Source organism: Salinactinospora qingdaonensis (genome assembly GCF_039539445.1).
Taxonomy (GTDB): Bacteria; Actinomycetota; Actinomycetes; order Streptosporangiales; family Streptosporangiaceae; genus Salinactinospora; species Salinactinospora qingdaonensis.
On sequence record NZ_BAABDD010000008.1, the window covers coordinates 100,431 to 126,209 of the forward strand.

Annotated in this window: 20 protein-coding genes; 11 read left to right on the top strand and 9 right to left on the bottom strand. The window is 69.6% G+C overall.

The window, feature by feature from the left end; genetic code table 11:
- Window positions 1–29 precede the first annotated feature (29 nt).
- Both ABD848_RS10795 and ABD848_RS10800 read left to right on the top strand, forming a co-directional pair.
- Window positions 30–1,430, top strand: coding sequence for a class II fumarate hydratase (locus ABD848_RS10795; RefSeq protein WP_344970489.1), 1,401 nt, complete (start codon window positions 30–32; stop codon window positions 1,428–1,430).
- A gap of 151 nt (window positions 1,431–1,581) precedes the next feature.
- A complete protein-coding gene (locus ABD848_RS10800; protein WP_344970492.1) occupies window positions 1,582–3,216 on the top strand; it encodes a serine/threonine-protein kinase in 1,635 nt (544 codons plus the stop codon).
- A gap of 186 nt (window positions 3,217–3,402) precedes the next feature.
- On the opposite strand, the gene ABD848_RS10805 is transcribed toward ABD848_RS10800, so the two are convergent.
- Window positions 3,403–4,254 (bottom strand): aggregation-promoting factor C-terminal-like domain-containing protein, encoded by an 852-nt coding sequence (locus ABD848_RS10805; RefSeq protein ID WP_344970495.1) that lies wholly within the window; start codon window positions 4,252–4,254, stop codon window positions 3,403–3,405.
- A gap of 395 nt (window positions 4,255–4,649) precedes the next feature.
- Here ABD848_RS10805 and ABD848_RS10810 point away from each other — a divergent pair, with 395 nt between their 5' ends.
- Window positions 4,650–9,305, top strand: coding sequence for an SCO7613 C-terminal domain-containing membrane protein (locus tag ABD848_RS10810; RefSeq protein WP_344970497.1), 4,656 nt, complete (start codon window positions 4,650–4,652; stop codon window positions 9,303–9,305).
- A gap of 196 nt (window positions 9,306–9,501) precedes the next feature.
- Here ABD848_RS10810 and ABD848_RS10815 read toward each other — a convergent pair whose 3' ends face one another.
- The 3 genes from ABD848_RS10815 to ABD848_RS10825 all read right to left on the bottom strand — a co-directional run bounded on the left by ABD848_RS10815 (window position 9,502) and on the right by ABD848_RS10825 (window position 12,715).
- Window positions 9,502–10,851: a PhoH family protein gene (locus ABD848_RS10815; RefSeq protein ID WP_344970498.1), complete on the bottom strand. Its 1,350-nt coding sequence runs from the start codon at window positions 10,849–10,851 to the stop codon at window positions 9,502–9,504.
- A gap of 288 nt (window positions 10,852–11,139) precedes the next feature.
- Window positions 11,140–11,901 (bottom strand): isoprenyl transferase, encoded by a 762-nt coding sequence (locus tag ABD848_RS10820; RefSeq protein WP_344970500.1) that lies wholly within the window; start codon window positions 11,899–11,901, stop codon window positions 11,140–11,142.
- 166 nt (window positions 11,902–12,067) lie between these two features.
- A complete protein-coding gene (locus ABD848_RS10825) occupies window positions 12,068–12,715 on the bottom strand; it encodes an RNA polymerase sigma factor (protein WP_344970503.1) in 648 nt (215 codons plus the stop codon).
- 165 nt (window positions 12,716–12,880) lie between these two features.
- Between ABD848_RS10825 and ABD848_RS10830 the strand changes: the two genes are divergently transcribed.
- The gene (locus ABD848_RS10830) at window positions 12,881–13,444 is read left to right on the top strand and encodes a helix-turn-helix domain-containing protein (protein ID WP_344970505.1); all 564 of its coding nucleotides are present in this window, start codon (window positions 12,881–12,883) and stop codon (window positions 13,442–13,444) included.
- Window positions 13,445–13,486: 42 nt separating this feature from the next.
- On the opposite strand, the gene ABD848_RS10835 is transcribed toward ABD848_RS10830, so the two are convergent.
- The 3 genes from ABD848_RS10835 to mca form a co-directional block, all read right to left on the bottom strand.
- Window positions 13,487–15,496 (bottom strand): thioredoxin domain-containing protein, encoded by a 2,010-nt coding sequence (locus ABD848_RS10835; RefSeq protein WP_344970508.1) that lies wholly within the window; start codon window positions 15,494–15,496, stop codon window positions 13,487–13,489.
- A 193-nt stretch (window positions 15,497–15,689) separates the two neighbouring features.
- Window positions 15,690–15,908 (bottom strand): hypothetical protein, encoded by a 219-nt coding sequence (locus ABD848_RS10840; protein WP_344970510.1) that lies wholly within the window; start codon window positions 15,906–15,908, stop codon window positions 15,690–15,692.
- On the bottom strand, window positions 15,905–16,783 hold the full coding sequence (mca, locus tag ABD848_RS10845) for a mycothiol conjugate amidase Mca (RefSeq protein WP_344970511.1): 879 nt from the start codon (window positions 16,781–16,783) through the stop codon (window positions 15,905–15,907). Before mca ends, ABD848_RS10840 begins: the two co-directional genes overlap by 4 nt.
- A gap of 161 nt (window positions 16,784–16,944) precedes the next feature.
- Between mca and ABD848_RS10850 the strand changes: the two genes are divergently transcribed.
- The 4 genes from ABD848_RS10850 (at window position 16,945) to ABD848_RS10865 (ending at window position 19,544) form a co-directional block, all read left to right on the top strand.
- Window positions 16,945–17,367: a DUF4307 domain-containing protein gene (locus tag ABD848_RS10850; RefSeq protein ID WP_344970515.1), complete on the top strand. Its 423-nt coding sequence runs from the start codon at window positions 16,945–16,947 to the stop codon at window positions 17,365–17,367.
- 247 nt (window positions 17,368–17,614) lie between these two features.
- Window positions 17,615–18,115, top strand: coding sequence for a transcription elongation factor GreA (greA, locus tag ABD848_RS10855; protein WP_344970517.1), 501 nt, complete (start codon window positions 17,615–17,617; stop codon window positions 18,113–18,115).
- 147 nt (window positions 18,116–18,262) lie between these two features.
- On the top strand, window positions 18,263–18,874 hold the full coding sequence (locus ABD848_RS10860; protein WP_344970520.1) for an RDD family protein: 612 nt from the start codon (window positions 18,263–18,265) through the stop codon (window positions 18,872–18,874).
- 70 nt (window positions 18,875–18,944) lie between these two features.
- The gene (locus tag ABD848_RS10865; RefSeq protein ID WP_344970523.1) at window positions 18,945–19,544 is read left to right on the top strand and encodes an RDD family protein; all 600 of its coding nucleotides are present in this window, start codon (window positions 18,945–18,947) and stop codon (window positions 19,542–19,544) included.
- A gap of 45 nt (window positions 19,545–19,589) precedes the next feature.
- Here the strand turns inward: ABD848_RS10865 and ABD848_RS10870 are convergent, their stop codons facing one another.
- Window positions 19,590–20,750 (bottom strand): FIST signal transduction protein, encoded by a 1,161-nt coding sequence (locus ABD848_RS10870; RefSeq protein WP_344970742.1) that lies wholly within the window; start codon window positions 20,748–20,750, stop codon window positions 19,590–19,592.
- A gap of 188 nt (window positions 20,751–20,938) precedes the next feature.
- Between ABD848_RS10870 and ABD848_RS10875 the strand changes: the two genes are divergently transcribed.
- Both ABD848_RS10875 and ABD848_RS10880 read left to right on the top strand, forming a co-directional pair.
- Window positions 20,939–22,372, top strand: coding sequence for an ATP-binding protein (locus ABD848_RS10875; RefSeq protein WP_425567496.1), 1,434 nt, complete (start codon window positions 20,939–20,941; stop codon window positions 22,370–22,372).
- A 49-nt stretch (window positions 22,373–22,421) separates the two neighbouring features.
- Window positions 22,422–24,377, top strand: coding sequence for a vWA domain-containing protein (locus ABD848_RS10880; protein ID WP_344970528.1), 1,956 nt, complete (start codon window positions 22,422–22,424; stop codon window positions 24,375–24,377).
- Between the two features lie 40 nt (window positions 24,378–24,417).
- Here ABD848_RS10880 and ABD848_RS10885 read toward each other — a convergent pair whose 3' ends face one another.
- Window positions 24,418–25,170 carry a GntR family transcriptional regulator gene (locus ABD848_RS10885; protein WP_344970531.1) on the bottom strand — a complete coding sequence of 251 codons (753 nt, stop codon included), beginning with the start codon at window positions 25,168–25,170 and terminating at the stop codon, window positions 24,418–24,420.
- 289 nt (window positions 25,171–25,459) lie between these two features.
- Here ABD848_RS10885 and ABD848_RS10890 point away from each other — a divergent pair, with 289 nt between their 5' ends.
- Entirely contained in the window at window positions 25,460–25,717 is a 258-nt protein-coding gene (locus ABD848_RS10890; protein WP_344970533.1) for a hypothetical protein, read from the top strand.
- The last annotated feature ends 62 nt before the right edge of the window (window positions 25,718–25,779 follow it).

Consider the following 25,779-nt stretch of genomic DNA (forward strand, 5'->3'; position numbering starts at 1 on the left):
TCAAATCTTCCTGGAGGTGTCACGAACCGATGAGTGAATTCCGCGTCGAGCACGACTCGATGGGTGAGGTCAAGGTCCCCGCCGAGGCGAAGTGGCGGGCGCAGACCCAGCGAGCCGTGGAGAACTTTCCCCTCTCCGGCCAGGGGCTCGAACGCGCCCACATCCGCGCTCTCGCCCACATCAAAGCCGCCGCAGCGCGTGTCAACGCCGAACTCGGGGTGATCGACCGCGATCTCGGCGAGGCGATCCGCGCGGCTGCCCTGGAGGTCGCCGAGGGTTCCTGGCACGACCACTTCCCCATCGACGTGTTTCAGACCGGCTCGGGCACGTCGAGCAACATGAACACCAACGAGGTGGTCGCGACGCTGGCCGGCGAGGCGCTGGGCCGTCCGGTCCACCCCAACGACCACGTCAACGCCTCCCAGTCCTCCAACGACGTGTTCCCGTCGTCGATCCACATCGCGGCCACCGACGCCGTCGTCAACGACCTGATCCCGGCGTTGCGGCACCTGGAGGACACGCTCCTGGGCAAGTCCCGAGAGTTCGCCACGGTGGTCAAGAGTGGCCGCACGCACCTCATGGACGCCACGCCGGTGACGCTGGGCCAGGAGTTCGCCGGCTACGCCGCGCAGGTGCGTCACGGGGTGGAGCGGCTGGAGGCCGCCTTGCCGCGTGTGGCGGAGCTGCCGCTGGGCGGGACGGCCGTGGGCACCGGCATCAACACGCCGGAGGGCTTCGCCTCCCGGGTGATCGCCGAGATCGCACAGGCGACCGGGCTGGCGCTGACCGAGGCGCGCGACCACTTCGAGGCCCAAGGCGCCCGTGACGGCCTGGTGGAACTGTCGGGGCAACTGCGCACCATCGCCGTGGGCTACACCAAGATCGCCAACGACATCCGCTGGATGGGTTCGGGTCCGCGCACCGGGCTCACCGAAGTGTTCCTCCCGGACCTACAGCCGGGGTCTTCGATCATGCCCGGCAAGGTCAACCCGGTGCTGTGCGAGGCCATGCTCCAGGTCGCCTCGCAGGTGGTGGGCAACGACGCCGCGGTGGCCTTCGGCGGTTCCAGCGGAAACTTCGAACTCAACGTGCAACTGCCGATGATGGCGCGCAACGTGCTGGAGTCGATTCGGCTACTGGCCAACGTCTCCCGGGTGTTCGCCGACCGTTGCGTGGCGGGCATCGTAGCCAACGAGGAGCGGTGCGCCGAGTACGCGCAGTCCTCGCCCTCCATCGTGACGCCACTGAACCGCTACATCGGCTACGAAGAGGCCGCGAAGGTCGCCAAGGAGGCCCTGGCGCAGCGCAAGACGATCCGTCAGGTGGTGGTCGAGCGTGGCTACGTGGCTGAGGGCAAGCTCACCGAGGCGGAACTGGACGCCGCGCTGGACGTGCTGGCGATGACCAACCCCACCGCCCAGTCCGGATAGTCCCTGCCTGCCACCCAGGATCGGTGGGCGCGGCGCGAGATCCCCTCCCCAAGCGCCGCGCCCACCGATGTGTCGGGCGTTTCCCGTATCCTGCTGTGGCTCTTTCCACGGCGCCCTTTGCTTTCCCCTTGACGATTCGGCGTGAGGCACCATGACAGACGGACAGCACCCCCACGATCGGACTGTGGCCGGTCGCTACCAGGTTCGCGAGGAACTCGGCCGTGGCGGTATGGGGGTCGTGTGGCGGGCCTGGGACCCCGAGCTGGAGCGCGAGGTCGCCATCAAGGAGGTGCTGCTCCCGCCCGACCTGCCGGAGTCCGAACGTGAGGAGATGCACGCCCGGACCCGGCGCGAGGCGCGGTCGGCGGCGCGACTGTCGCACCCTTCCGTCGTGGCCATCCACGATGTGCTCGATTTCGAGGGACACCCCTGGATCGTCATGGAGCTGCTCAACGGGCGTTCCCTCGCCCGGGTGCTCAAGACGAACGGGCCACTGCCGGCCCAGCACGTCGCGGGGATCGCGGCGTCGCTGCTGTCGGCGCTGGTGCTGGCGCACTCCAAAGGGGTGGTCCACCGCGATATCAAACCGGGCAATGTGATGCTGTGCGACGACGGCCGCGTCGTTCTCACCGACTTCGGTATCGCCACGATCGACGGCGACACCGCGATCACGCGCACGGGGTCGCTGATCGGTTCACCGGAGTACATGGCGCCGGAGCGGCTGCAAAACGAGCGTTCGGACACCTCCTCCGACATGTGGAGCCTGGGGACGACGCTCTACGCGGCGTGCGAGGGGCAGTCCCCGTTCCGGCGCGAGACGGTTACGGCGGCGATATCGGCGGTGATGTCGGCGCCGGTGCCGTCGCCGCAGCGGGCCGGTTTCCTCACACCGCTGCTGTTGGGCATGCTCGAACGCGACCCGCAGCGCCGGCTCGACGCGGTGCGGGCGCAGCAGATGATGGCCGCCACAGTGCCCACAGCGCCCTATCCGACGGGGCAAGGCGGCGCTGCCACCCCGCCCGCGGGGAGTGCACCGCCTATGGCTGCGAGAGCGGCGGAGTACGCCGGAGCGGCGGCTCAGGCGGGATCAGCGGGGGCGGCGGGGGCCGCTGCCCCGCCATCGGGGGCTGAGGCGGCGATGCAGAGTCCACCGCCGCCGAGCGACAGGGCTCCTGGCGCCGTGCGGCAGCGCCGTAGCCGCGGGGGGATCTACGCCGCTGTGGCAGGGGGGCTGGTCGTGGTGGTGGTGCTCGCCGTGGCCGCGGTGTGGTTCGTCAACCGCCCGCTGGAGACGCGGTACCGGCTCTACGTCGACGACAGAACCTCGGTGACCTATCCCCACGATTGGGAGGTCACCCCCACCGACTACGACGAAAGCGGCACTATCTCCCACCCCGACAGCCGCGAGACCATCAGCATCTCGTTCAACCGGTACGACCCGGAGGACGTGTCCTCGGCGCAGGAGGCGTTGCAGAACCGGGAGGCCCAGACGTGGGAGCAGGAACTCCAGGACTACCAGCGCGTACGCGACGAGCCCTACGGTGAGGACTTCTTGCCGGCGCACTGGAGCGGGCACGTCTGGGAGTTCACCTACACCGACGCCGCGCAGCACGAGGACCACCCCGAACGCACGCGGATTCGGGTGGAGATCCTCGTGGGTGAGGAGGACGAGGAGTCGCCGGACTACGAGGCCCACTGGCTCATCTGGGACCTGCCCACCGACAAGCGCTCGGACTACCGGCGGATCATCGACGAGGTCAACCACTCCTTCCGCCCGAACCTGTGAGCCCCCGCCGACGCGACCGATCACCGCGAGTTGTCGTCGCTGGGCGGTTCTCGCGGCTCACCTGTCGCCGAGCGGTTCGAGCTCGTCGTGGTCAAAGCGCCCGGCGCTCCCCCGCAACCGCCCTCACCGAGCGCGGGGCCTGCGCAGCGCTGTTGACCGCATCCAGCGGCGGGCGCCGGCCGGCGGTCAGTACCAGCCGTCGGTCTGCGACTTCTCCCAGGCACCGCAGGGGGTGCCGTACCGTTCTGAGATGTAGCCCAGGCCCCACTCGATCTGTGTGGCCGGGTTGGTCTGCCAGTCCGCGCCCGCCGTGGCCATCTTGGAGCCGGGCAGGGCCTGCGGGATGCCGTAGGCGCCCGAACTGGGGTTGCGTGCCGTGTGGTCCCAGTTGCTCTCCTTCTCCCAGAGCGGTTCCAGGCAATTGAACTGGTCGGCGCTCCAGCCGTAGTCGGCGAGCATGGCCTGGGCGATGCTCTTGGGGTCACCGGAGTACTCGGGGCCGTCGGTGTCGTCGGAGCCGGTGTCCTCCTCGGGCTCTTCCTCTTCTTCCTCCTGCTCGGCCGCGACGTCGGCGGCAGCGCCGCTCCTAGCGGAGTCGACGGCCTCCTGGCGCTTCTTCCTGGCTTCGTCGAGGCGCGCGGCCAGGTTTTCCTCGGCCGTCTCCTGGGTTTTGGGGAAGAAGGGGGACTCCGAGGCGGCGGATTCCGAGACGGTGGGAAGGGCCCGCATGTCGGCCGCCGCCTGCTCGGAGCCCGGGGTGGTGTCCATGTCTCCCATGAGGACGATCGCGGCGAGCACCGCGCCGGCCACCACCATGACCGAGGCGGCGGCGGTAACGGCCCACAGCGTGCCCCGGGTGCGGGGCAGGAACCGTCCGCCGCTGCCTCGCTTGGCCGAGGCGACACGTTTCTTGCCCCGGCGAGACGCCAGGGAGAGAGCGCTCCGCAGCGAGAACTGCCCTTTCGCTCGCCGCTTGCCCGGAGAGGTGGCGCGATCTCGCCCGCGGCGAGAACGGAGCGGGAAGGCGTTACGTAGCAAGGGAACTGCCTTTCGCGTGTCGCTTGCCGGAGGGGGTGGCACGATCTCCGACGCGAGGGGAACGCTCTCAGGGGGAGCGTGCTGTTGCCGCCGGCGGGCGGGGTAGCGCTGGAGATCGCCGCGCACGGGAGAGCGAATCGCTGGGGGCAGGCTACGAGCCCGCGCGCTGGGGCCTTGGTAGGCCGAAGCCTACCTTGCAGCACGATCACGGACGTGTAACACAAAACTGCCCATGATATATGTCACACTACCTAAAGTGAACATTAATACCCTTTTTGCCTAGCATATAACTACATATTGTGATGTTAAGGAAAATGCGGTGAGATGGGGTACTCACGCGATCTGAGTACTCGACACGATGGTGCGTGCTCGTGCCGGCTGGCAGCGTGGCAGGTATGAACGCCTCCCCGCCTCTTCCGCGCTGCCCGGAGTGCGCGACCCCCGTGCCTCCTTCGGCTGGGGACTGCCGCACGTGCGGGCTGCCGCTGGCCGGCCGCGAGGCCGCGCGGCTACTCCAGGTGACGGACGCGCTGTACCGGCTTGAACGGGACCGAGCGAACCTGCTAGCGGAGCACGCCGCGCTCCTGGAACGGCTGCGCGCCGAACGCGCCGCTCGCCGCGCCGCTGTCTCCCACGCTCGCGACCGGAGCGCCACCGCAGCGCACGAGGCCCAGGGAGCGCCGGCGCGACACGCCCCAGCCGGCTCCTCCGCACCGGTCGCCGCGCCGGCGGCGCCACCGGCCCCACCACTCGCCGACGCGCCGGCGGCAGGGCGCGCGCCGCGCCCACCCCGGGAGATCACGGCGCGGTCGGTGCAAAACACGCTGCTGGCGCTGGGCGGGCTGCTGGTAGCGATCGCCGCGGTGGTGTTCACCGTGGTCACCTGGGATCGCATCGGTATCGGGGGCCAGTCGGCGATCCTGGCAGGGGTCACGGTGGCGACCGCCTCCTGTGCCGTGCCGTTGCGCCGGCGCGGCATGGGTGCCACCGCCGAAACCGCTGGGGCCCTGGCCGCGGTGCTCCTGGCCCTGGATGCCTTCGCGTTATGGCGGTTCATCGGATCGGGGCTCGACCCGTTCGGTTACGCCGCCACGGCGGCGGCCCTCATCGCCGGGCTCCTGGGCTACTACGGGTGGCGGGTCCGGCTGCGTGGTCCGCGCGCGGTGGCGGTGGTACTGGCCCAGCCAGTGACGGTCCTGGCTATGGCGGCGCTGGGCACCGACACCACGTGGGTGCCGACCGCCGTGCTCCTGACGACTTTGGGGGACGTGGCGCTGGCCCGGTGGCTGGGGCGGGGGCGGTTGCGCTCTTTGGCGCTTGGCCTGGCCGCGGTGACCGGGTGCCTGGGGACGGCCTGGCCCGTGTGGCTACTGGCGCGGGCCGGATACGTCGCGATGGCGGCTCCCGGCACGGCCGTCCCCCTGGCCTCCCCGGCCGCTCTTGCGGCGGCGACGGCGCTGGTGCTGGCCGGCGCCGCCGCCGCGTTGGCGCTGCCCGGAGCCGCGCGTGGCCGAGCGGCGTTCTGGTGCGCGGCCATGCTGGCGTGGGGTGCCGTTCCCGTTGTGCTGACGGCTGCCAGCCCCCTGCCGGCCGGCTGGACGGTGACGGCGCTGGCGACCTCGGGAGCCGCCATAACAGTGGCTGCGGCCCGGCTACAGGGCGAGACGCGCCGCGGCGCGGAGGTCGCCGCGTGCTGCGCGCTGGCCGCGACGACGGCGCTGGCGTTGCCGCTGCTGATCCACGCCACGGTCGGGCACCTGTTGTGGTTCGGATCGCCGTGGCAGGGGACTGTGATCACGGTGGCGGAGGGACAGCCCGATGCCGGGGTCACAGCCGCCGTCGTGCTCGTTGCCGCCACGGTCGCCGGCTGGGGCGCGTGGCGACGGACGCGCAGCGACTGGTTGTTCGACTGCGCGGCGCTGGCGGCGCTGGTGGGACTGGTTGGGGCGGTGTGGCTGCCCGGTTGGGGCACAGTCGCACTGGTTACGGCTGTGGCTGTCGGGGGGATCGCGGTGGCGGTGGCGGCCGACCGCGACACGCCGATGGGATGGGGGGCGCGCCGCGACAGCGCCGCCCTGCTGGCGGGGGCGGTGTCGGTGCTGGCTGTCGGCGCCGGGCTGAGTGGTGCCGCAGCGACGATCGCAGTGCTGTCGTGTCTCGCGGCAGCCACCGTGACCGCGGGGGTGCCGGCGACGGCGCCGCGGCTGCGGGCCGGTTGCGCGGCGGGGGCGGTGACGCTGGTGACCGCCCTGGTGGGTGCCGGGTTCCTCGCGTCGTCGCCGCCCTCGGCCGCGATGGTTCTGGGGGTGCCCACGGCGGGGGTGCCGGCGCTGGCGATGCTGGCGGTGGCGGCGCTGGCCGTGGGGACAGCCACGATCCTGGCGCTGGGACGCCGGCGCGGAATCCAGGTCGGGGCCCTCGACGCGGCGGCGGTGCTGCCGGCGACGGTCGCGGTGAGCGTGGCCGCGGGCAGCGGCAGCGCCCCCATGGCAGCGCTGCCGGTGGCGGTCAGCGCTCTCCTGGCGCTCGTTGCGGCGACCCACACGCAGGCACAGTGGTGGCAGCGCGACCGCTTCGCTGCGGGCAAGGCGGACAGCGGAGGGTGGGGGCACTCCCCCGGCGCCGCCGACGCTCCCGCGGCGGAGGGCACGCTCGGGGCCCAGCGGCTCACCGGACCGGCCGGGTACCGGCTCCCGGGCGGGGCGGCGCGGCTGCGCCGGTGGCGGCTTGCGCGCACGCGGATGGTGCTGGCCGCGAGCGCCGGCGGGACCGCGGTTAGCGCGCTGCTGGTGGTTGCCGCCGCGATCGCCGCGACAGCGGCCGGCCCCCTGTCCACGGTGATGGACCCGTGGCGCGGCGATACGGGGGCGGAGGGGTTGGCGATGGCCGGTGCCCCGGCGGGGCCGGTGTTCCTGCTGAGCTGTGCCGTGGCGCTGCTGGTCGTGGCGATGGCGCCGGCCGTGGGGCGCGGGCACCGGGTGGGGACGACGGCGCCGATCGTCGCGGCGGGGGCGATGGCGCCGCTGCTGGTGACACACCTGCCGGTGGCCCATGATGCTGGGCTGGCGATCCTCGTGGCCACGAGTACTCTGCTGTGGCTGCGCGCGACCGCGGCCGGCGGCTGGGGTGCGCACGCGGCTGTGTGGACCGGCGCCGCCGTGGCGCTACTGGGAGCGGGCTGGGCGCTGACCGATCCGGTGCGCACGATCGCGGTCCTGAGCGGCGTCAGCGGGGCCGCGGTGCTCGCCGCGACCCTGTTCACGGCCGGGACCAGGCAGAGCGCGCCCGGCGCCGTCCGGTCGCTTACGGCGCTGGCGGCGTTCGGGGTGACTGTGACCGTACTGACGTGCTCGGCGGCACTGCCCTATGCAGGGGTGAGCGCCGACCCGCGGCGGCAGCCGTTCCTGGCGTTGGCCTTGGCGGGGGCTGTGGCGGCGGTGGCGCGGATCGACGCGCTACGGCAACGGCCGCACCAGCGGGGCGGCCTGATCGGGGGTGGTCTGGCCACGGTGGTCTTGGCTCCGATGCTGGGGGCCGGGTCACCGGCCTCGCCGGGGCTGGTGTGGGCCGGAGCGGCGCTCGTGCTGCTGGCGTTGACGGTCTCGCTGCGCCGGCGAGCGGCGACGGTGCTCGCCGGCGTGGGCGTGGCGACGATGGCTGTGGCGCTGGCCACAGTGGCCGACCGACTGCTGCTGGTGCTGGTCGGCCCGTACACGTGGTTGAGCGCGGTGTGGCGTGGGACGGGCGCTGCGGGGATGCTCACTCCCGCCGATGAGGTGGTGACTCCGGGGGCGGCAGCCGTGAACGGTGAGGCGTCGCTGCCGGTGGTGGTGGCCGCGGTGGCGCTGGGGGCGCTGCTGCTGGTGCGAGGCCGCCGGCCGCGGCTGCTGCCGCATGCGGCAGTGCTGCTGGCCACACCGGTGTTGGCGCCCTACGCGACCACGGTGGGCTTGACCTACGGGGTGGCGTTGGGGTGGCTGTTGTTCGTGGCGACCGCGCTGGTGGGGGCGGGCACGCTCACCACCCGGCCGAGGCTGGCCGCGCTGTCGGGGGGTGCGGCGCTGTGGCCGGCGTCGATGGCAGTGGCGTGGGGCCTGGCCGAGCGGCCGGCGACGCTGGTAACGCTGGGCATGGTGGCGGTGATCGCCGCTACGGGGCCGGCTCTGTGCTCGTTCATGGCCGAGACGGGGCGCGCCGGCGTCGAGAGGCTGCCGCAGCCGGTGGCGTTCGTGGCGGGGGCCACCGCGGTCGCCACAGTGGCCACCGGGGCGTTCGCGCTGACGCTGCCGTTGGCGCTGGGGGCGCGGGCGGACGTGGCGGCGCTGGCGCCGATCGCGGTGATCGCCGCTGTCATGGCGACGATCGGCGTGGTGCGGTTGGAGCGCTCCGTTGTGGTGGCCGCGGAGGTGTCGCTTGGCGTGCTCGCGGCGGCTTCGATCGCGTTGACCTTCGCGGGCGGGACCCGACTGGAGTTGACGAGCCTGGCGCTGGCGTGTCTGGGGGCGATCGCCCTGGCGGGCGCGGCGCGGCAGGGCCGCTGGTGGTTCGGTGTGGTGGGTGCGACGCTGCTGCTGGCCGCGCTGTGGCTGTTCCTGGGATGGGTGGGGGTGGCGGCCCCCGAGCCCTACACCGCGCTTCCGGCGCTGGCCGCGCTGGCGGTGGGGCGAGAGTGGCGGCGGCGCCGGACCGGCACGAGCACGTGGCTGGCCTACGGCCCCGGCCTTGGACTGCTGCTGGTGCCCGGGCTGGTGGTGGGCTACGCGGTACCGGCCGAACCGTGGCGGGTGGCGGCACTGGGGGCGGTGGCGCTGACAGTGACGCTGTGTGGGGCACGCTGGCGGCTCCAGGCACCGCTGCTGATCGGCGGTGTGGTGCTGGTGCTGGCCACGGGCAAGGCGGTGGGGCCGCCGCTGTGGGAGATCGTGGTGGCGCTGCCGAACTGGATACCCGTGGGCGCCGCGGGGGTCGCGCTGCTGCTGGTCGGTGCCCGCTACGAGCGGCGGCTGCGCGACCTGCGGCGGCTGGGCCGCGTACTGAGCGACATGGATTGACCTCCTCCGGCGCCCGCCGGGACACCGGCGGAGGGGGCGGCGTCCTTCGGGGGCCGGGCGCCGGAGGAGCCGACCACGGGCCGGGCGGCGGCGCTGCGCGCGGCGACCGCGCTCCCAAAGAAGGGAAACGGCTCCCCACAGCTTCGGCCGTGGTGGGGCCCGGCCGCGCCGGGAGCGGCGCGGCCGGGCGCGCGGGTCAGGAGCCCAGCATCTCTGTGACCAGCGCCGCGATGGGCGAGCGCTCGGAGCGGTTCAGGGTGATGTGGGAGAACAACGGGTGACCCTTGAGTTTCTCGATCACCGCCACGACACCGTCGTAGCGGCCCACGCGCAGGTTGTCGCGTTGGGCGACGTCGTGGGTGAGCACCACACGGGAGTTTTCCCCGACTCGAGAGAGCACGGTCAGCAGCACGCCACGTTCCAGTGACTGCGCCTCATCGACGATGACGAAAGAGTCGTGCAGCGAGCGGCCCCGGATGTGCGTCAGCGGCAGGACTTCCAGCATCCCGCGGTCGATCACCTCGTCGATGACGTTCTGGTTGGTTACCGCCGAGAGGGTGTCGTGGACAGCCTGCGACCACGGCGACATCTTCTCGTACTCGCTGCCGGGCAGGTAGCCCAAATCCTGGCCACCCACCGCGTAGAGCGGGCGAAACACCACGACTTTGCGGTGCTGGTGGCGTTCCAGTACGGCCTCCAGCCCGGCGCACAGGGCAAGCGCCGACTTGCCGGTTCCGGCGCGTCCGCCCAGCGACACGATGCCGACCTCGGGATCGGTGAGCAGGTCGAGGGCGATGCGCTGCTCGGCGCTGCGCCCGTGCAGGCCGAACACGTCGCGTTCGCCGCGCACCACCTTCACCGACTTGTCGGGCAGCACCCGTCCCAGCGCCTTGCCCCGCTCCGACAGGAGCATGAGCCCGGTGTGGCACGGCAGGTCACGGGCCGCCTCAATGTCGGCAGTGCCGTTGTCGAAGAGTTCCTGCACCTCGTGGGCGGGAACCTCCAATTCGGCCATGCCAGTCCAGCCATGCTCGATGGCCAGCTCGGCGCGGTACTCGTCGGCGTCGAGCCCGATCGAAGCGGCCTTGATCCGCATGGGCAGATCCTTGCTGACCAGGATGACCTCGGCGGCCTCCCCGTCCTTGCCCGCGAGGTTGCGCGCGACCGTCAGTATCCGGGTGTCGTTGTCGCCGAGGCGAAAACCCGCAGGCAGAATGCTCGGATCGCTGTGGTTGAGCTCCACGCGAAGAGTGCCGCCCTCAGGGTTGACCGGAACCGGAACGTCAAGGCTGCCGTGGGTGATCCGGAGATCGTCTAGCTTGCGCAGCGCCTCACGCGCGAAGTACCCGAGCTCGGGGTGGTAGCGCTTACTCTCAAGCTCGGTGATGACCACGATCGGTAGGACGACCTCGTGCTCAGCGAAACGGGTGATCGACATGGGATCGGCCAGCAACACGCTGGTGTCGAGCACGTAGGTGCGCCGCTCCCCCTCAAGCGAGGGGGTGGGGTACGGAAGGTCGCGGCGGTGGATCGAGGTACTAGCCACTCGTTCTCCCCTTGAGCGCCGCGGGGGCGCCCTCGACTCACGGGATTCCAAGGACCGGGACCAGCCCCGCAAGGGCCGGGACCGGCCCTCGTCAAATTAAGTTCCGCACAAACCAGAACTAGCAATGAGTCGGGGCCTCCCGAGCGGATGGATGCGCACCATCCACTGTGTTCGACGGTACCCGGCTCGGAACAAAGAGCAAGCCCCTGGAAAAGCCCGATGCGTGAACAGCGGGTTACTGCGATGACCTTCCGGTAGACAGCGGTGTGGGGAGGGGTACAGCCTCGCTCATGAGCCGAAACGTCGATTCCGCGCGCCATAAGAGCGCAGTGCGCGCAGGAATTCCACTTTCCGGAATGCGGGCCAGAAGACCTCACAGAAGTAGAACTCCGAGTGCGCGCTCTGCCAGAGCAGGAAGCCAGACAGGCGCTGCTCTCCCGAGGTCCGGATAAGCAGATCCGGGTCGGGTTGGCCACGGGTATAGAGATGCTGGGCGATGTGCTCCGAATCGAGGCGCTCGGCGAGCTCCTCGATGCTGGTGCCCTTGGCCGACTCGGCGTACAAGAGCGCCCGCACCGCATCGGCGATCTCACGTCTACCTCCGTACCCAACCGCGACGTTCACAATCAGGCCCGGGTAACCGGATGTGGCCGAAGCGGCTTCTTTCAGGGCACGAGCAGTGGGATCGGGCAGCAGATCCAGCGCCCCCATAGGGTTGACGCGCCACCCCTCGCGGCCCAGCCTGCGCACCGTGTCCTCGATGATGCGCAGCAGGGGGTCGAGCTCCTCGCGGGGGCGGGAGAGATTGTCCGTGGACAGCAGCCACATCGTAACGACCTGCACACCCACTTCGTTACACCAGCCGAGCAGTTCAAAGATCTTCTCCGCTCCGGCTTGGTGCCCCTTGTTGATGTTGGCGAGTCCGCTCGTCCTGGCCCAACGGCGGTTACCGTCGAGAATGACGCCGACATGTTTGGGGATCTCGTAGCTGCCGAGCTTGCGCTCCAGACGCCGCTCGTAGAGCCAGTACAGGGGATCACGCAGCCCCATGAGAAGCTACCTTTCGCTGGTATTGAGAGGAGCCTTCGAAAAGGGATGACGAGCGAAGGCCCGGGCACGACCATGCGCCCGCGCGCGAGAGCGCTGGCTGCCAACGGAACGCGGGCCCCGATGTTCCACGCGACAGGGGCTCCTCTACCATAGGCCGCTCACCGGACTATGTCATGGCCAGCGATCTCCGCACGAGGTTGCGCCCCTGTTGGACCCGCGCCTTGACCGTGTTCGGAGCCACCCGCAGCTCAGCGGCGATCTCGCTGTAGTCCATCTGGCAGAGATCCCGCAGCACCAGTGGCGCCACGAGGCCGGGACGCTCCCGCTCCAACTGGTCGAGCACATCCAGCAGTTCCACGCGCGAGCCAGCGATGACACTGGTGGTACGCGGATCGCGCTGGCATGGTGCCCGCCCGGCTTCAGCGGGCGCGACAGCGGCACGCTGCTTCATCGACCGGTAGGTCTGGCGCGCCGAGTTCGACACCACCGTATACAGCCAGGTGGTGAACCGCGAATCGTCAGCGCAGCGTTCGATCCCGGAAGCGACGCGGGCGAGCGCCTGGCGGCACGCCTCTTGGGCGTCCTGCCGATAGGGCAAAAAACGAGCGCAGCGACGCAAGACCTCCGGCCGAATCCGCCGCAGCAGGAGTTCCAGCGCCCGGCGGTCCCCACCGCGCGCTCGCCTGACCAGCTCCTCGACACCGCTTCCAGCGGTGGCGGCCGTAGCGGGTCCGCCACCGGCCCGCCCCTGCTGGGAGGAACCGGGGTCGTGGTCCTGGCGCGCCGCGCTGAAGGAATGGTTGCTATCTCCCATACTGGCCCCTCTCCTGTCGACAGCCCGTCCTTTCTCCAATTACACGCACGCGGGCCGCGCCAGGTTCACCGTTTCTTCCGGGGGATGCCCCGGCTTTCATGTCGGGGAGAAATCCGGTGCGTGGTGTGTTCATGTCGTTTCCTTCTGTACAAGCGGGAGGTGCGGATGACGTACAAGCGCCGGGCCTGTCCGCCCCCCGAGCAGGCGGCCCCGTTGGGGCGCACGTTCGGGTGTGTGCGGCTGATGTGGCACACGACCCTGGCCCAGCGCCACACCGCCTGGCACGAACGCGGCGAGCAGACCTCCTATGCTCGGACCGATGCGGCGCTGAGCCGGTGGAAGAAGACCGGCGAGTTGGGGTTTTGTCCGAGGTGTCGGCGGTGTCGTTGCGGCTGGTCGAGCCGCAGCCCGCGACCACGCGGGCGAGGCCTGTGGAACCGGTGGCAGACGGCACGGGACCTCCCGTCCGCAGTCGGCGACCAAGCGGGAAACCGCTGCCGTGAGGCAGCCCTCGTGAGCGGAACCGTCCCCTCAGGCACAGTCGGAACCCCCCTCGTTCACCACGGGGAGCAAGTCAACGGTTTTTTCTCGTATTTCCCGTTCGGTCTCGCTCGCTACCGGGAGAAGCACACATCCGGTAACGATGAGAGCCGAGTTCTCCCCGTCGCCCTGGGGTCGGGAGGACGCCACGGTCCCAGCCCCATACGGCCCCGCCCCACGGCCCCCTGACGGGCTGACGAGACTGCCTCCGGAAGGGCGCCCAGCGTATGGCTAGGCCGCACCAACCTCCTCGCGGAGTTCCGCCACGGTGGTCACGGGAGCTCGGCAGGTGAAACCGGTACACACGTAGGCTGCCGGCTGGCCCGCCACCAAGGGGCGATCACGGAGCAGCCCGATCCCCTTATCGTCGTGACCGTCGCCGCGGCTGACCACGGCGCCAGGGGCCACAGCCATGAGGGCCGCACGGTGCAGACTGTCGGTGTCGGGATCGGCCTCGGAGCCGACCACCGCGATCTCCAGGGGCCCTGAAAGGAAAGCCTCGGCGACTGCCATCCCCCACCCGGCAAAGCGCGGCACCTTGCGGGCCAGTGTGGTGACCGGCGCCAACGCCGCGGCAGTCGCGTCGCGGTGGCGCGGGGACCCGGTGAGGGCCGCGTAACTGGCCAGGGCGCCCGCAGCCGCGAACGCGCCCGAGGGGGTGGCGTTGTCGGTGGGGTCCTGGGGGCGGTTGAACAGGGCCTCGGCGTCGTCAGCGGTGTCGTAGAAGCCGCCGTTGCCGTCGGGAAAGTGGCGCAGCACCGCGTCGAGCAGCTCGCCGGCCGTGGCGACCCACTCCGGCTCGCCGGTGACGCCGTGCAGCACGAGCAGACCTTCGGCGACATCAGCGTAGTCTTCCAGCACGCCGGCGCTGTCCCCAGCGACGCCGTCGCGTGACGTGCGCACGATCCGACCGTCACGGATGTGCAGGTCGGTGAGGAGCCGCGCGGTGGCGCGGGCGCGCTCCACCAGATCCGGGCGCGCTAACAGCGCCCCCGTCTCGGCCAGAGCCGCGATTGCCAGCCCGTTCCAGGCCGCTACCACCTTGTCATCGCGCGCGGGGGCGACGCGGGTGGCGCGGGCGGCGAGCAGTTGGGCGCGCACACGGGCGTAGCGCTCGGGTTCTTCCCGCGGACGGCTCGCTTCGGGCAGGCGCAGCACGGAACGGCCGCGCTCGAACGTGCCGGCTTCGGTGACGCCGAACACTTCGGCTGCCCACGCCCCGTCGTCGGGCCCCAAGACCTCACGCAGCTGGGCAGGGGTCCACACGTAGTAGCGCCCCTCTTCCCCCTCGCTGTCGGCGTCGAGGGCAGAGGCGAAGCCGCCCTGGGGGGTGAGCAGGTCGGCGACCATCCAGTCGCACGTCTCCACCGCCACTCGCTTGGCCGTCTCGTCGCCGGTGGCGCGCCACAGGTGGGCGTAGGCGCGGGCGAGGAGCGCGTTGTCGTAGAGCATCTTCTCGAAGTGGGGCACGATCCACTGGGCATCGACCGAATACCGAGCGAAGCCGCCGCCGAGCTGGTCGTACATCCCGCCCCGGGCCATGGCATGGGCGGTGTGGGTGGCCATGTGCAGGGCTGAGGTGTCGGTATCGGCACCGCCGGTGCGGGCATGGTGGCGCAGCAGGAACTCCATGACCATGGCTGGCGGGAATTTGGGGGAGGTGCCGTAGCCACCGTTGACGTTGTCGTAGGTATCGGCGAGGACGCGCACCGCCTCGTCAAGGTCTTCGGAGGTGGGGGCCGGCCCGGTTCCCGGGGTGCGTGGCGCGGCGAGCGCATCGACGATCCGGCGGCCCTGCTCAAGGACGTCGTCGCGCTTGTTGTTCCACGCCTGGGTGACGCCGGCCAGGAGACGGTGGAAGTGGTCGCGGGGGAAGTAGGTGCCGCAGTAGAAAGGTGCGCCTTCGGGGGTGAGGAAGGCGGTCATAGGCCAGCCGGCCTGGCCTGTCATGGCTTGGGTGGCTTCAAGGTAGACGGCGTCGACGTCGGGGCGCTCCTCCCGGTCGACCTTGACGTTGACGAAATTGGCGTTCATCAACTCCGCGGTCTGCGGGTCCTCGAACGACTCGTGTGCCATGACGTGGCACCAATGGCAGGCCGCGTAGCCGACGGAGAGCAGGACAGGGACGTCGCGCTGCCGTGCCTCGGCGAACGCTTCATCGCCCCAGGGAAACCAGTCCACCGGGTTGTCGGCGTGCTGGAGCAGGTAGGGGCTGGTGGCCGTGGCGAGACGATTCGACATGCCCCCACTCTGCCCGAGGAATTCGCAACGACACACGCCGCCCCGCGTTGGTTCGCGTTCGGGTCCGGATGGCCGGAGCGTGTGGCCGCGGCGCGCGTCTGCCGACGCCAAGCGCCGACCGGTGCGGGCAGCGCTGCACGCGAGCAGTTCCTCGCCCCGGCGCCGTTGGAGGCGCCGGGGCTAAAAAAGCGCGTCAGCCTTGGTCGTTGTCGTGGTCGCTGTCGCGGCCGGTGGACTGGGCGAAGTCGCTGGAGCGCGCTATCTGCATGTGTTTACGCATGTTCTTCATGAGGAAGTACAGCGCTGCGCCGATGGCGGCCACGATCAGGAAACCGAGCACGCCAGGTGTGACGGTGTCGGCCATGACCTCGCTGTCGGCGAGCGCGATCGCTAAGGCGTTCATACCTGTCATGTTTCCACCGTTTCGCGCACCCCTGCGAAGAGGTCGTCTTCGGGCACATCGGTGTCGACCAGCGAGCGGGCCAGGTGGTAGTCCTCATAGGGCCAGGCTTCGCTTTGAATGTCGAGCGGCACGGCGAACCAGAAACTGTTGGGGTCGATCTGGGTGGCGTGGGCGATGAGGGCGCGGTCGCGCGTCTCGAAGTACTCGTCGCACTCGACCTGCGTGGTGATCTCCCACTCTGTGAGCTTACGCTCTTTGATCCGCTCCATGAAGTCGGCGAACGGGTTCTCCAATCCCCGCTTGTCCATCAATTCGGCGATGCGCTTGAAGCGTTGGCGGGGGAAGGAAACGTGGTAGTAGAGCTTGAGGGGCTGCCACGGTTGACCGGACTCGGGGTAGCGGTCGGGGTCGCCGGCGGCCTCGAACGCCTCGACGGAAACCTTGTTGCACATGATGTGGTCGGGGTGGGGGTAGCCGCCCTTCTCGTCGTAGGTGGTGACGACGTGGGGGCGGAAGGAGCGGATCGAGCGCACCAGGGGCTCGGCCGCGACGTTCAAAGGTTGCAGTGCGAAGCACCCCTCGGGTAGCGGCGGCGGGGGGTCGCCCTCGGGCAGGCCGGAATCGACGAAGCCGGCGAACTCTTGCTCGACGCCGAGAATACGGCGGGCCTCGGCCATCTCGTCACGGCGCACCTCGGCGATGTTCTCGCGGATTTCGGGCCGGTCCATAGCAGGGTTGAGGATAGAACCACGCTCGCCACCTGTGAGAGTGACCACGAGCACCTCGGCTCCCTCATTGACGTAGCGCACCATCGTCGCTGCGCCCTTGCTGGACTCATCATCGGGGTGGGCATGCACAGCCATTAGTCGCAAGCGCTCGGGCACGGAAGAATCCCTCGGGTGAGTAGTGAAGCCGATGTGAACTGCTCCGGCATGGCGGCCCGGCGATGGCCTGAGGCCGGAGCAAGTTCCGGTATGGGCGACGCGGCACCTGCTGAGCCGGAGCTATCTTAGACAACGTAGATCCCACGTTCGGAGATTCCCGTATGCCGTCCACACCCCGCACCTCCACATCCGACACCGAGCGGCCCCAAGGACAGCGTCGTCTCGGGAACCGTCCGGTGTTCTTCTTCATGGCGGTGATCGTGGCGACTGTCTTCACCGTTGGTTGGGGGATCGCGCTGATGAACTACAGCGGCACATTCGGGCAGGTGTCGTATCAGACACTGACATGGCAGGTCGACTCAGCCGAGCAGGCGGCCATAAGCTTCGAGGTCAACACAGCCAAGCCAGCGCTGTGCTTGATCACCGCCACCGACAGCCGGCATGTGCGTGTGGGACAAAAAGAGGTCTCCGTCAACCCGGGGCTGCACACGGTACGGGCGGAGATCGAGACGATCAGGCAAGCGGCAACGGTTGAAGTCGTCTCATGCAGGGAACAGGGTCGAGATAGCGAAGCCGCAGATTGATTGCCCGTAATCCCCACACCGTTTAGCTGGCACTACTCCTCCGTTCACCGGCAGCGCCGCCGGTTCCCCGAGCGCGTCACCAGCGATCCTTAGGGGCATAACCCGCGCACGAGCGCGACGGTGGCACGCTCGTGGCCTGGTGAGGCAGGGTTTCATAACCCTGGTGGACGGAGGGCACGGTGCTAATCTCGTAAGTTCAACTGCGTTCGAGAGGGGACGCAGTCCCTAGATGCACGAGGGAGTTCCCGTGACCGAGACCCGCGATGACAACGTCACCTGGCTGACGCAGGAGGCGTACGACCGGCTCACAGCGGAGCTGGAGCACCTCTCGGGACCTGGTCGCATCGAGATCGCCGATCGGATCGAAGCCGCGCGCGAAGAGGGCGACCTGCGTGAGAACGGCGGTTACCACGCCGCCAAGGAGGAGCAGGGAAAGATCGAGGCGCGCATCATTCAATTGCAGCAGATCTTGAATAATGCGCGTGTCGGCGAGGCTCCTCGAAGCGCGGGTGTCGTCGGTCCCGGTATGACCGTGACCATCAAATTCGAGGGTGACGACGACGAGGTCACCTTCCTGCTCGCCTCGCGTGAGGAGAGCGGCGCACCGATCGATGTCTACTCCCCCAAGTCGCCACTGGGCGGCGCCATCAACGGCAAGAAGATCGGTGAGAAAGTCACCTATCCCCTGCCCAACGGGCGCAACGCCACGGTCGAGATCATCGACGCCGTTCCCTACGGGGAGGCCTAGAGTCCCGAGGCGACATGCGGGAAGGGGGTGGCTCTCGGCCACCCCCTTCCGCGTTGGGTAGCGAGCGTGCGGCACATTGGACGATTCGGTCCGGTTGTCGACACAATTTTGCGGTTCGCAGTAACCACAAAAGGAACATCGATCACCGTGCACGATTCTTACGGCTCTTACGGCCCCCAGCCCCAGATGGGGCCCCCGGCAGGCACCCCCTACCCACCTCCCGCCACCGGCGGGTACCAGCCCGTGGGCTACGGCTCCCCCCAACAGCCGCCTTACGGCCCGGCCCAAGGGCCAGAGTTGGCCACGTGGGGCCTGCGCTTGGGGGCCTACATCATCGACGCCATCGTCAGCGTCATCCTGGTCTATGCGCTGATGTTCGTGACCACGCTGGGCGCCACGGGATTGAGCTTCGCCATCGATCCGACAGGCATGGACAGCGACACGCTGCCGCCCGTCTTCTTCGTGCTGCTCGTGGTCGCCATCGGCCTGTCGCTCTTCGGACAGTTCTGCTATTTCTGGCTACCGACGATGCGCTGGGGCAAGACACTGGGCAAGGCCGCCGTCGGGATCAGGGCGGTCTCGTTGGCGACCGGACAGCCGCCCAGTGCAGGCGCCGCAGCGCTACGCTACCTCGTCTTCGCGGGCATGGCGTGTATCCCGTTCGGTGGCCTGCTCGACGGCCTGTGGCCGCTGTGGGACCAGCCCTACCAGCAGGCGATCCACGACAAAGCGGGCAAAACCTGCGTCATTCGGGGATAAGACGCCAGCGGGGAGCAGCTATCGGAGAATTCACCTTCCGGTACGCCGGTGGTGTGCAGATAATGCTCAGGTGAGCAACCAACCCTGGCAGTACCCACCTTCCTCCTATGGTGGCCCCCCGCCACCCCCGAGCCAGCCTCCTCGCCCGCCCTACGGCGCGGGCGGGTGGCAGGCCGGCGTCGCGGGGATGGCCACCGGGCCGAGAATCGCGAGCTTCGGCTCTCGGCTGGGCGCGCGGCTCATCGACGGCATCGCTGTGAGCGTCCTGGCGTTCGTGCTGCTGCTCGTCCTCCTCATCGGTGTCTTCCTCATAGAACCCTCAGCGCGGCACTACACCTCCGAGGACTTCGACACCGCCGTGGGCGTGCTGATCCTCTTCGGCTTGGGTCTCGTGGTGTTCTTCTACGACTGGTTCTGCCACATCGCGTGGGGCAGAACCCTCGGCAAAGCGCTGCTGGGACTCAAGGTGGTCCGTACTGACGGCGGCCGAGTACGACAGGGGCAGACGGCCGGACGCGCCGCCGTGTTCGGCCTGCCCCACTCGGTGTGGGTCATCGGGTGGGTGTTCCTGCTCATCGACTGCGCCTGGGTGCTCGCCGACACGTCGCGCGCTCAAGCGCTGCACGACAAGATGTGCCACACCCTGGTGATCCGCACCCGCGACTCCTAAGACCGCCGCCCGGCAGACGAGCCCGGCGAACCGGCCCCTCGCCTTTCAGTGCTCGAACGCCAGCAGGCAGGCGGTGAAGCTGTGGACATGGTTGCGACCGGCCACCGGCCCGATCTCGCCAGCGGCGAAAAAGCCGGTGACCGGGCTGATCCCCAGCGCCTGGCGCACGCACCGAACATCGTGGTCGGCCGAGGGGAACATGGTGGCGCCCCGGCCGTTGCAGGAGAACAGCAACGCCGCTGAGGCGCGAGCACCGGTACCTGCGCTGAAGGCGCGTAGCCGCTCCATCAGGTCGGCCTCGGCGGTGTCGGTATCGCGGACCTGGAACCGCACCGTCTGGCCGACCTCGACAACGTCGCTGATACTGATGGAGCCCATCTCGGGGTCGGCGCCGATGACGCCGCGAATGAGGAAGTCGCCGCGCTCGTACTCATCGGCGTACTCGTCCATAGCGATACCGATGTGCAGCCCTTGGGCGGCCAGATCCTGCTCCTGCTCGGGAAGGGAGTTGACCAGGCTCTCCAACCGTTCATAGGCCGGTGTGCCGGCGAGTTCCAGCACGACGTTGCCCTCGGCCTTGGTGACGGCCATTGCGGGACCGATCGGCCGACACCCTTGGCTGACGGTGGTGCCCACGACACCGCGCCCGCCCAGGAGCAGCCCGACGGCGCCGTTGTCGGCGAAGTGGCCCTGCAAGAACAGCCGGACCGACTCCCTGCCGTGCACGCCGCCGGCGAGGCCGCCGACGATGGGCAGGCCGCCCAGCGCCTCGGTCGAGCGCCGGACGAAGGAGTGGGCCGGGAATTCGTACGGGTTGGTGAGCAGCAGCATGGCGCGATCGTCGGGGGAGGGCTCGCTCATGCCGATGACGGCGATGTGGTCCTCTTCCGGGACGGCGTCGAGCTGGAAGGGCGTGATGGTGACCTCGGGCAGAACCGCCGCCCACACGCTGACTCCGCCCTGCTCTTCGACGGCGCGGCCACCGCCGATGACACCGGTGGAGCTGCACCCGATGGTGGTGGCGCCGCCCGCCAGGGACATGGCGCGCTCACCGGCGAGGCGCACCTCTTCGGGGTCGGTGCCGCTGACAAAGACGCACATCAGGTCGGCGGCCTCGTCGAGTTGGGCGAGCGCGTCGAGGGCGGCGCGTTCGGCCGCGCTCACGAGGTCGGTACCTGTGGCCAGGGCGTCGCCGAAACGGGCCACCGTCGCCTCCTTGTCGTCGTCGCGGCCGTGCGAGTCGCGGTGCCGTCGCTGGGACCATACTCGCAACCACATCCCCTGAAACCCCCGTGAGCCTCTTCCTATTTCGTCATGTTCCGGGCGGGCCGCCTCCCAGCCGGGAGTGACAAGAGCCATAGGCGCGCTTGGCCGGCATGCGTAGACTCGATCTCGTGTCCGTTGCCACTTCACACCCCAGTGACTCTTCCGGCTCCTCCCCTACGACCCTTGGCGCGCTGCGCTCCTCGGGACACGTCCACCGTTCGGTGAAAAACGAGGTCCGCGAGAACCTGCTGCGCCGGATGCGCGACGGTGACCGGCGTTTTCCCGGCATCGTCGGTTTTGACACGACCGTGCTGCCCCATCTGGAGCGGGCGCTGCTCGCCGGCCACGACGTCGTCTTGCTGGGCGAGCGAGGCCAGGGCAAGACTCGGCTGATCCGCACGCTGGTCGGGCTCCTCGACGAGTGGAGTCCCGTGGTGGCCGGCTGCCCCATCAACGACCATCCGTACGCGCCCGAATGCGCCCAATGCCGCGCGCTGGCGGCTGAGGCCGGCGAAGAACTGCCGGTGGCCTGGCGCCACCGCGAAGACCGTTACGGCGAAAAGCTCGCTACGCCCGACACCAGCGTGGGCGACCTCATCGGCGACGTCGACCCCGTTCGGCTGGCCGAGGGGCGCAGTCTCGGAGACCCGCAGACCGTGCACTACGGGCTGGTGCCCCGCGCCAACCGCGGGGTGTTCTGCCTTAACGAGCTGCCCGATCTCGCCGCGCGCATCCAGGTGGCGCTGCTCAACGTCCTTGAGGAACGCGACGTGCAGATCCGCGGCTACGCGCTGCGGCTCCCGCTCGATGTGCTGCTGGTGGCCAGTGCCAACCCCGAGGACTACACCAACCGCGGTCGCATCATCACCCCGTTGAAGGACCGCTTCGGCGCCGAGATCCGCACCCACTACCCGCCGGAGCTGGCCGACGAGATGGCCCTCATCGCGCAGGAGGCCGATCTGGCGCACGGACCGGCGGTGCCGGCCCACCTGTTGGAGATCGTGGCGACCTTCGCGCGGCTGGTACGGGAGTCGCCCGCTGTCGACGACCGTTCCGGGGTCTCGGCGCGATTCGCCGTGGCCGCCATCGAGAACGTGGCCGCCTCGGCGGCGCGCCGCGCCGCGCTGGTGGGTGAGGAGCACCCGGTGGCGCGGGTGTGTGACCTGCCGCCGATGCTCCAGACCCTGCGGGGGAAGGTGGAGTTCGAGGTCGGTGAGGAGGGGCGCGAGGAGGAGGTACTCCACCACCTGCTGCGCCGCGCCACTGCCGAGACGTTCCGGCGCACGCTGGGCGGAGTCGACCTCGGCGGGCTCATCGACCGCTTCTCCGAAGGCGCCTCGGTGGAGTCGGGCGAGTTGGTCGACGGCATGGAGCTGCTGCACCGAGTGGGCCCCATGGCGGGGCTGGCTGAGCTGGTGGCCCGGGTCGCCCCCGAGGACGAGGACGCCGGCGAGACTCCGGGCTATGCCGCCGCCGCGGTGGAGTTCGCGCTGGAAGGCCTCTATCTGAACCGGCGGCTGTCCAAGGACACCGTCGAGGACCGCACCGTTTACCGGACTTGACCAGGCCGGGCCGGCGGCCCGCTCCGGAGAGCCGAGGGAGCTATCCGCGATGAGCCGTTTCCGCTACGGCGAGTACGACGACGGACCCGATCCACTCGCCCCGCCCTATGACGTACGGGCCGCGCTCGACGAGCTCGGCCGTTCGGTGATGGAGGGCGCCCGGCCCCTGCGAGCGCTGCGCGATCTGCTGCGCCGCGGCACCCAGGGCAGGTCCGGGCTCGACGACCTGTTGCGCCAGGTGCGCGAGCGGCGCGAACGGCTGCGTTCCAGCGGACGGCTGGACGGGACGCTGGAACAGGCGCGCGCGCTGCTGGATCGCGCGGTGGGGCAGGAACGCGCCGAACTGTTCCCCGACCCCTCCGACGACGCGCGACTGCGCGAATCCGAACTCGACAGCTTGCCCGCCGACACCGCCGCGGCGGTGCGGCGCCTGGCCGACTACGAGTGGCGCTCCGAAGCGGCACGGCGCAGTTTCGCGGAGCTGCGCGATCTGCTGCGGCGCGAGATCCTGGACTCGCAGTTTCGCGGGATGAAAGAGGCGCTGACGAACGGCTCGCCCGAAGACATGCGTCGGGTGGGCGAGATGGTCGAGGCGCTCAACGCCATGCTGGAAGCCGACGACCGCGGGGAACACACCCAGGCCGACTTCGACCGCTTCATGGCCGAATACGGCGACTTCTTCCCCGACAACCCACGCAACCTGGGCGAGCTTGTCGACTCGCTGGCGCAGCGGGCCGCGGCGGCGCAGCGGATGATGAACTCGCTCACCCCTGAGCAGCGGGCCGAACTGTCCGACCTCATGGGCCAGACCATGGCCGAGGCCGGGCTGACCGAGGCGATGGAGCGGCTCTCGGGGGCGCTGCGATCGCGTCGCCCGGACCTGGCCTGGTCGGGCACCGAAGAGATGGACGGCGCCGAAGGCATGGGCATGGGTGATGCCACGACCGCCCTGGAAGAGCTCGGAGAGCTGGCCGAGCTCGACACGGCGCTGAGCCAGGACTACGCCGGTGCGGGACTGGACGACATCGACGAGGAGGCCGTGCGCCGCGCGCTGGGACGCTCGGCCGTCGACGATCTCGCGCGGCTGCGCGAACTGGAGCGGGAACTGCGCGACCAGGGCTTCCTGCGGGGCAGCCGCGACCGCATGGAGCTGACCCCCAAGGCCGTGCGCCGACTCGGAGAGACCGCGCTGCGCGAGGTCTTCGCCACCTCGCCGGTGGCCCGCCCCGGCCAGCACTCCACCGCCGACTCGGGGCAGGCCGGAGAGCTGACCGGGGCCAGCCGGCCGTGGCGCTTCGGTGACGAGCAGCCGCTCGACGTCGTGCGCACGCTCGCCAACGCCGCCACCCGTGGCCGCGCGCCCGGCGACCCGCCGGGCCGGTTGCGGCTGCGCGCCGACGACTTCGAGGTGGCCGAGACCGAGCGGCGCGACGCCTCGGCGGTGTGCCTGCTCGTCGACCTGTCTTACTCCATGGTGCGCCGCGACCTGTGGGGCACCGCCAAGCAGACGGCGATGGCACTGCACTCCCTGGTGACCACACGTTTCCCGCAGGATGCGGTGCAGGTGATCGGGTTTAACGCCTACGCGCGGGAGCTCGCTCCCGAGAGCCTGGCTGAGCTGGAGTGGGAGCCGGTCCAAGGCACCAACTTGCAGCACGCGCTGCTGCTGGCCGGGCGCCATCTCGACCGCCACTCCGACTTCGAGCCCATCGTGTTGATCGTCACCGACGGCGAGCCCACCGCTCACTTGGAACGCGACGGCGAGGCGACGTTCACATGGCCGCCGTCGCAGGACACGACGGCGCTGACCCTGGCCGAAGTCGACCGGATGACCAGACGCGGGGCGGCGCTCAACGTCTTCCTGCTCGCCGACGACCCGCGCTTGGAAGAATTCGTCGACGAAGTGGCGCGCCGCAACGGGGGCCGGGTGGTGCGGCCCGACACAGCACGGTTGGGCAGCTATGTGGTCCACGACTTCCTCGACCGCCGGCGCCGCGCGGGCTGAGCCCCGCCACCCAACGCCGATGCGCTGTGGGGACAGTGGATCACTCCGAGTGATAGGCGCTGACATCCCCAGTCTCGTACTGGAAGCGGGTGCTGTTGCCCGCGAACACCGTCCAGGTGAGTCGGATCGGCCGCTGCGTAGAAAAGCCGGTGCGGTACAGCTCCAGCACCGGCACTCCCGGAGGCAGGTCCAGGTTCGCCGCCTCTTCTGGGGAGGGCATGCGGCTCTGTAGCTCGTCGACGTGGCCGACCTGGGAATGGCCCAGGTCCTGGAGCACACTCACGGCGCCGCGACCAAGGTCTTCGGGCAGCATCAGCTCACTGTCTCGGGCGATGTCCATGGGGTAGTAGGCGGTCTCCACTGACGAGGGCCGGTTGTTGCGGAAGCGGTGGGCCCGGCGCACCGCCACCATCGTGCCCTCGTCGATGTGCAGCCGGCTGGCGACCCCGGCCGTGGCCTTCTCGATCAGCAACTCGACGGCGGATCTGGGAAGCTCGCCCAACTGGGCGGCCTCGGTGTCGTGGATCTCCTCTTCCACCACACCGCTGTAGCGCGAGGCGTGGTAGGTGAAGGGCAGGACGGACTGGACGAAATGCCCCCGCCCGGGGTGGCTTTCGATCAGTCCTTGGTTGCGCAGCACGCCAAGGGCGAGCCTGACCGTGTTGCGGGAGGCCCGGAACCGGTCTTCCAGCTCTTTTTCCGAAGGCAGGCGATCTCCCCGCTCCAACGTGCCGTCTTGAATCTGTTTGCGCAGGACACGAGAGATCTGCCGGTATCTGCTCTCTTCTGTCATAGGTGTCGTCCCCCCCAGCGTCGTTGGCAACCTGTACCAACGAGTCCACTCAGCGGTATTGACCACACCACAGGAATAGGTGACCATGCAAGTAAGCGCGAAGTGCGAATGCTAACCAGGCAGGCATTTCGCGGCCGACGCAGTGTCCCCCACACATCGGGACCATGGCAGCTCACGACCGACTGAAGAGAAAGGACATGATCAGCTCAACAGGCGCCACCGGTCCCCCACGCACACTTACTCGCCCGTGGCCACAAGCCTGGGCCGCGGACCATGGAGGTGACTGGAAATGGCGATAGCAGTGGTGTTCTTCGGACTGATATTGATGGTGGTGGCGGTGGGCTACCTGACCGCGGTGTCCATCGGCATCAAACGTGACGACCGCCGGGTGGGCTACCGCGCTTTGCGCGACGGTTCTGAGAGTGGCCCGCTGTCGACCTCGGGACGGCGGCTGGTGAACCTGAGCTTCCGCGTCCGCGGCGGCGAGGGCCGCAAGAAGAAGGAGAGGCCAGAGGGCACCTCTCCTGACCGTCCGATCCCGGCCTAACCGGCGGGTGGCCGGGCCGACCCCGGCCGCACCCCGCCAACCGGGGTTCTCCAATTCTCGGT

Excerpts from the sequence above, each read along its gene's own strand:
- ABD848_RS10810 (WP_344970497.1), top strand. The coding sequence starts at position 4,650 with ATGAACGCCTCCCCGCCTCTTCCGCGCTGCCCGGAGTGCGCGACCCCC.
- ABD848_RS10890 (WP_344970533.1), top strand. The coding sequence starts at position 25,460 with ATGGCGATAGCAGTGGTGTTCTTCGGACTGATATTGATGGTGGTGGCG.
- ABD848_RS10830 (WP_344970505.1), top strand. The coding sequence starts at position 12,881 with ATGACGTACAAGCGCCGGGCCTGTCCGCCCCCCGAGCAGGCGGCCCCG.
- ABD848_RS10800 (WP_344970492.1), top strand. The coding sequence starts at position 1,582 with ATGACAGACGGACAGCACCCCCACGATCGGACTGTGGCCGGTCGCTAC.
- ABD848_RS10850 (WP_344970515.1), top strand. The coding sequence starts at position 16,945 with ATGCCGTCCACACCCCGCACCTCCACATCCGACACCGAGCGGCCCCAA.
- ABD848_RS10840 (WP_344970510.1), bottom strand. The coding sequence starts at position 15,908 with ATGACAGGTATGAACGCCTTAGCGATCGCGCTCGCCGACAGCGAGGTC.
- ABD848_RS10820 (WP_344970500.1), bottom strand. The coding sequence starts at position 11,901 with ATGGGGCTGCGTGATCCCCTGTACTGGCTCTACGAGCGGCGTCTGGAG.
- ABD848_RS10835 (WP_344970508.1), bottom strand. The coding sequence starts at position 15,496 with ATGTCGAATCGTCTCGCCACGGCCACCAGCCCCTACCTGCTCCAGCAC.
- ABD848_RS10795 (WP_344970489.1), top strand. The coding sequence starts at position 30 with ATGAGTGAATTCCGCGTCGAGCACGACTCGATGGGTGAGGTCAAGGTC.
- ABD848_RS10880 (WP_344970528.1), top strand. The coding sequence starts at position 22,422 with ATGAGCCGTTTCCGCTACGGCGAGTACGACGACGGACCCGATCCACTC.
- ABD848_RS10825 (WP_344970503.1), bottom strand. The coding sequence starts at position 12,715 with ATGGGAGATAGCAACCATTCCTTCAGCGCGGCGCGCCAGGACCACGAC.
- ABD848_RS10885 (WP_344970531.1), bottom strand. The coding sequence starts at position 25,170 with ATGACAGAAGAGAGCAGATACCGGCAGATCTCTCGTGTCCTGCGCAAA.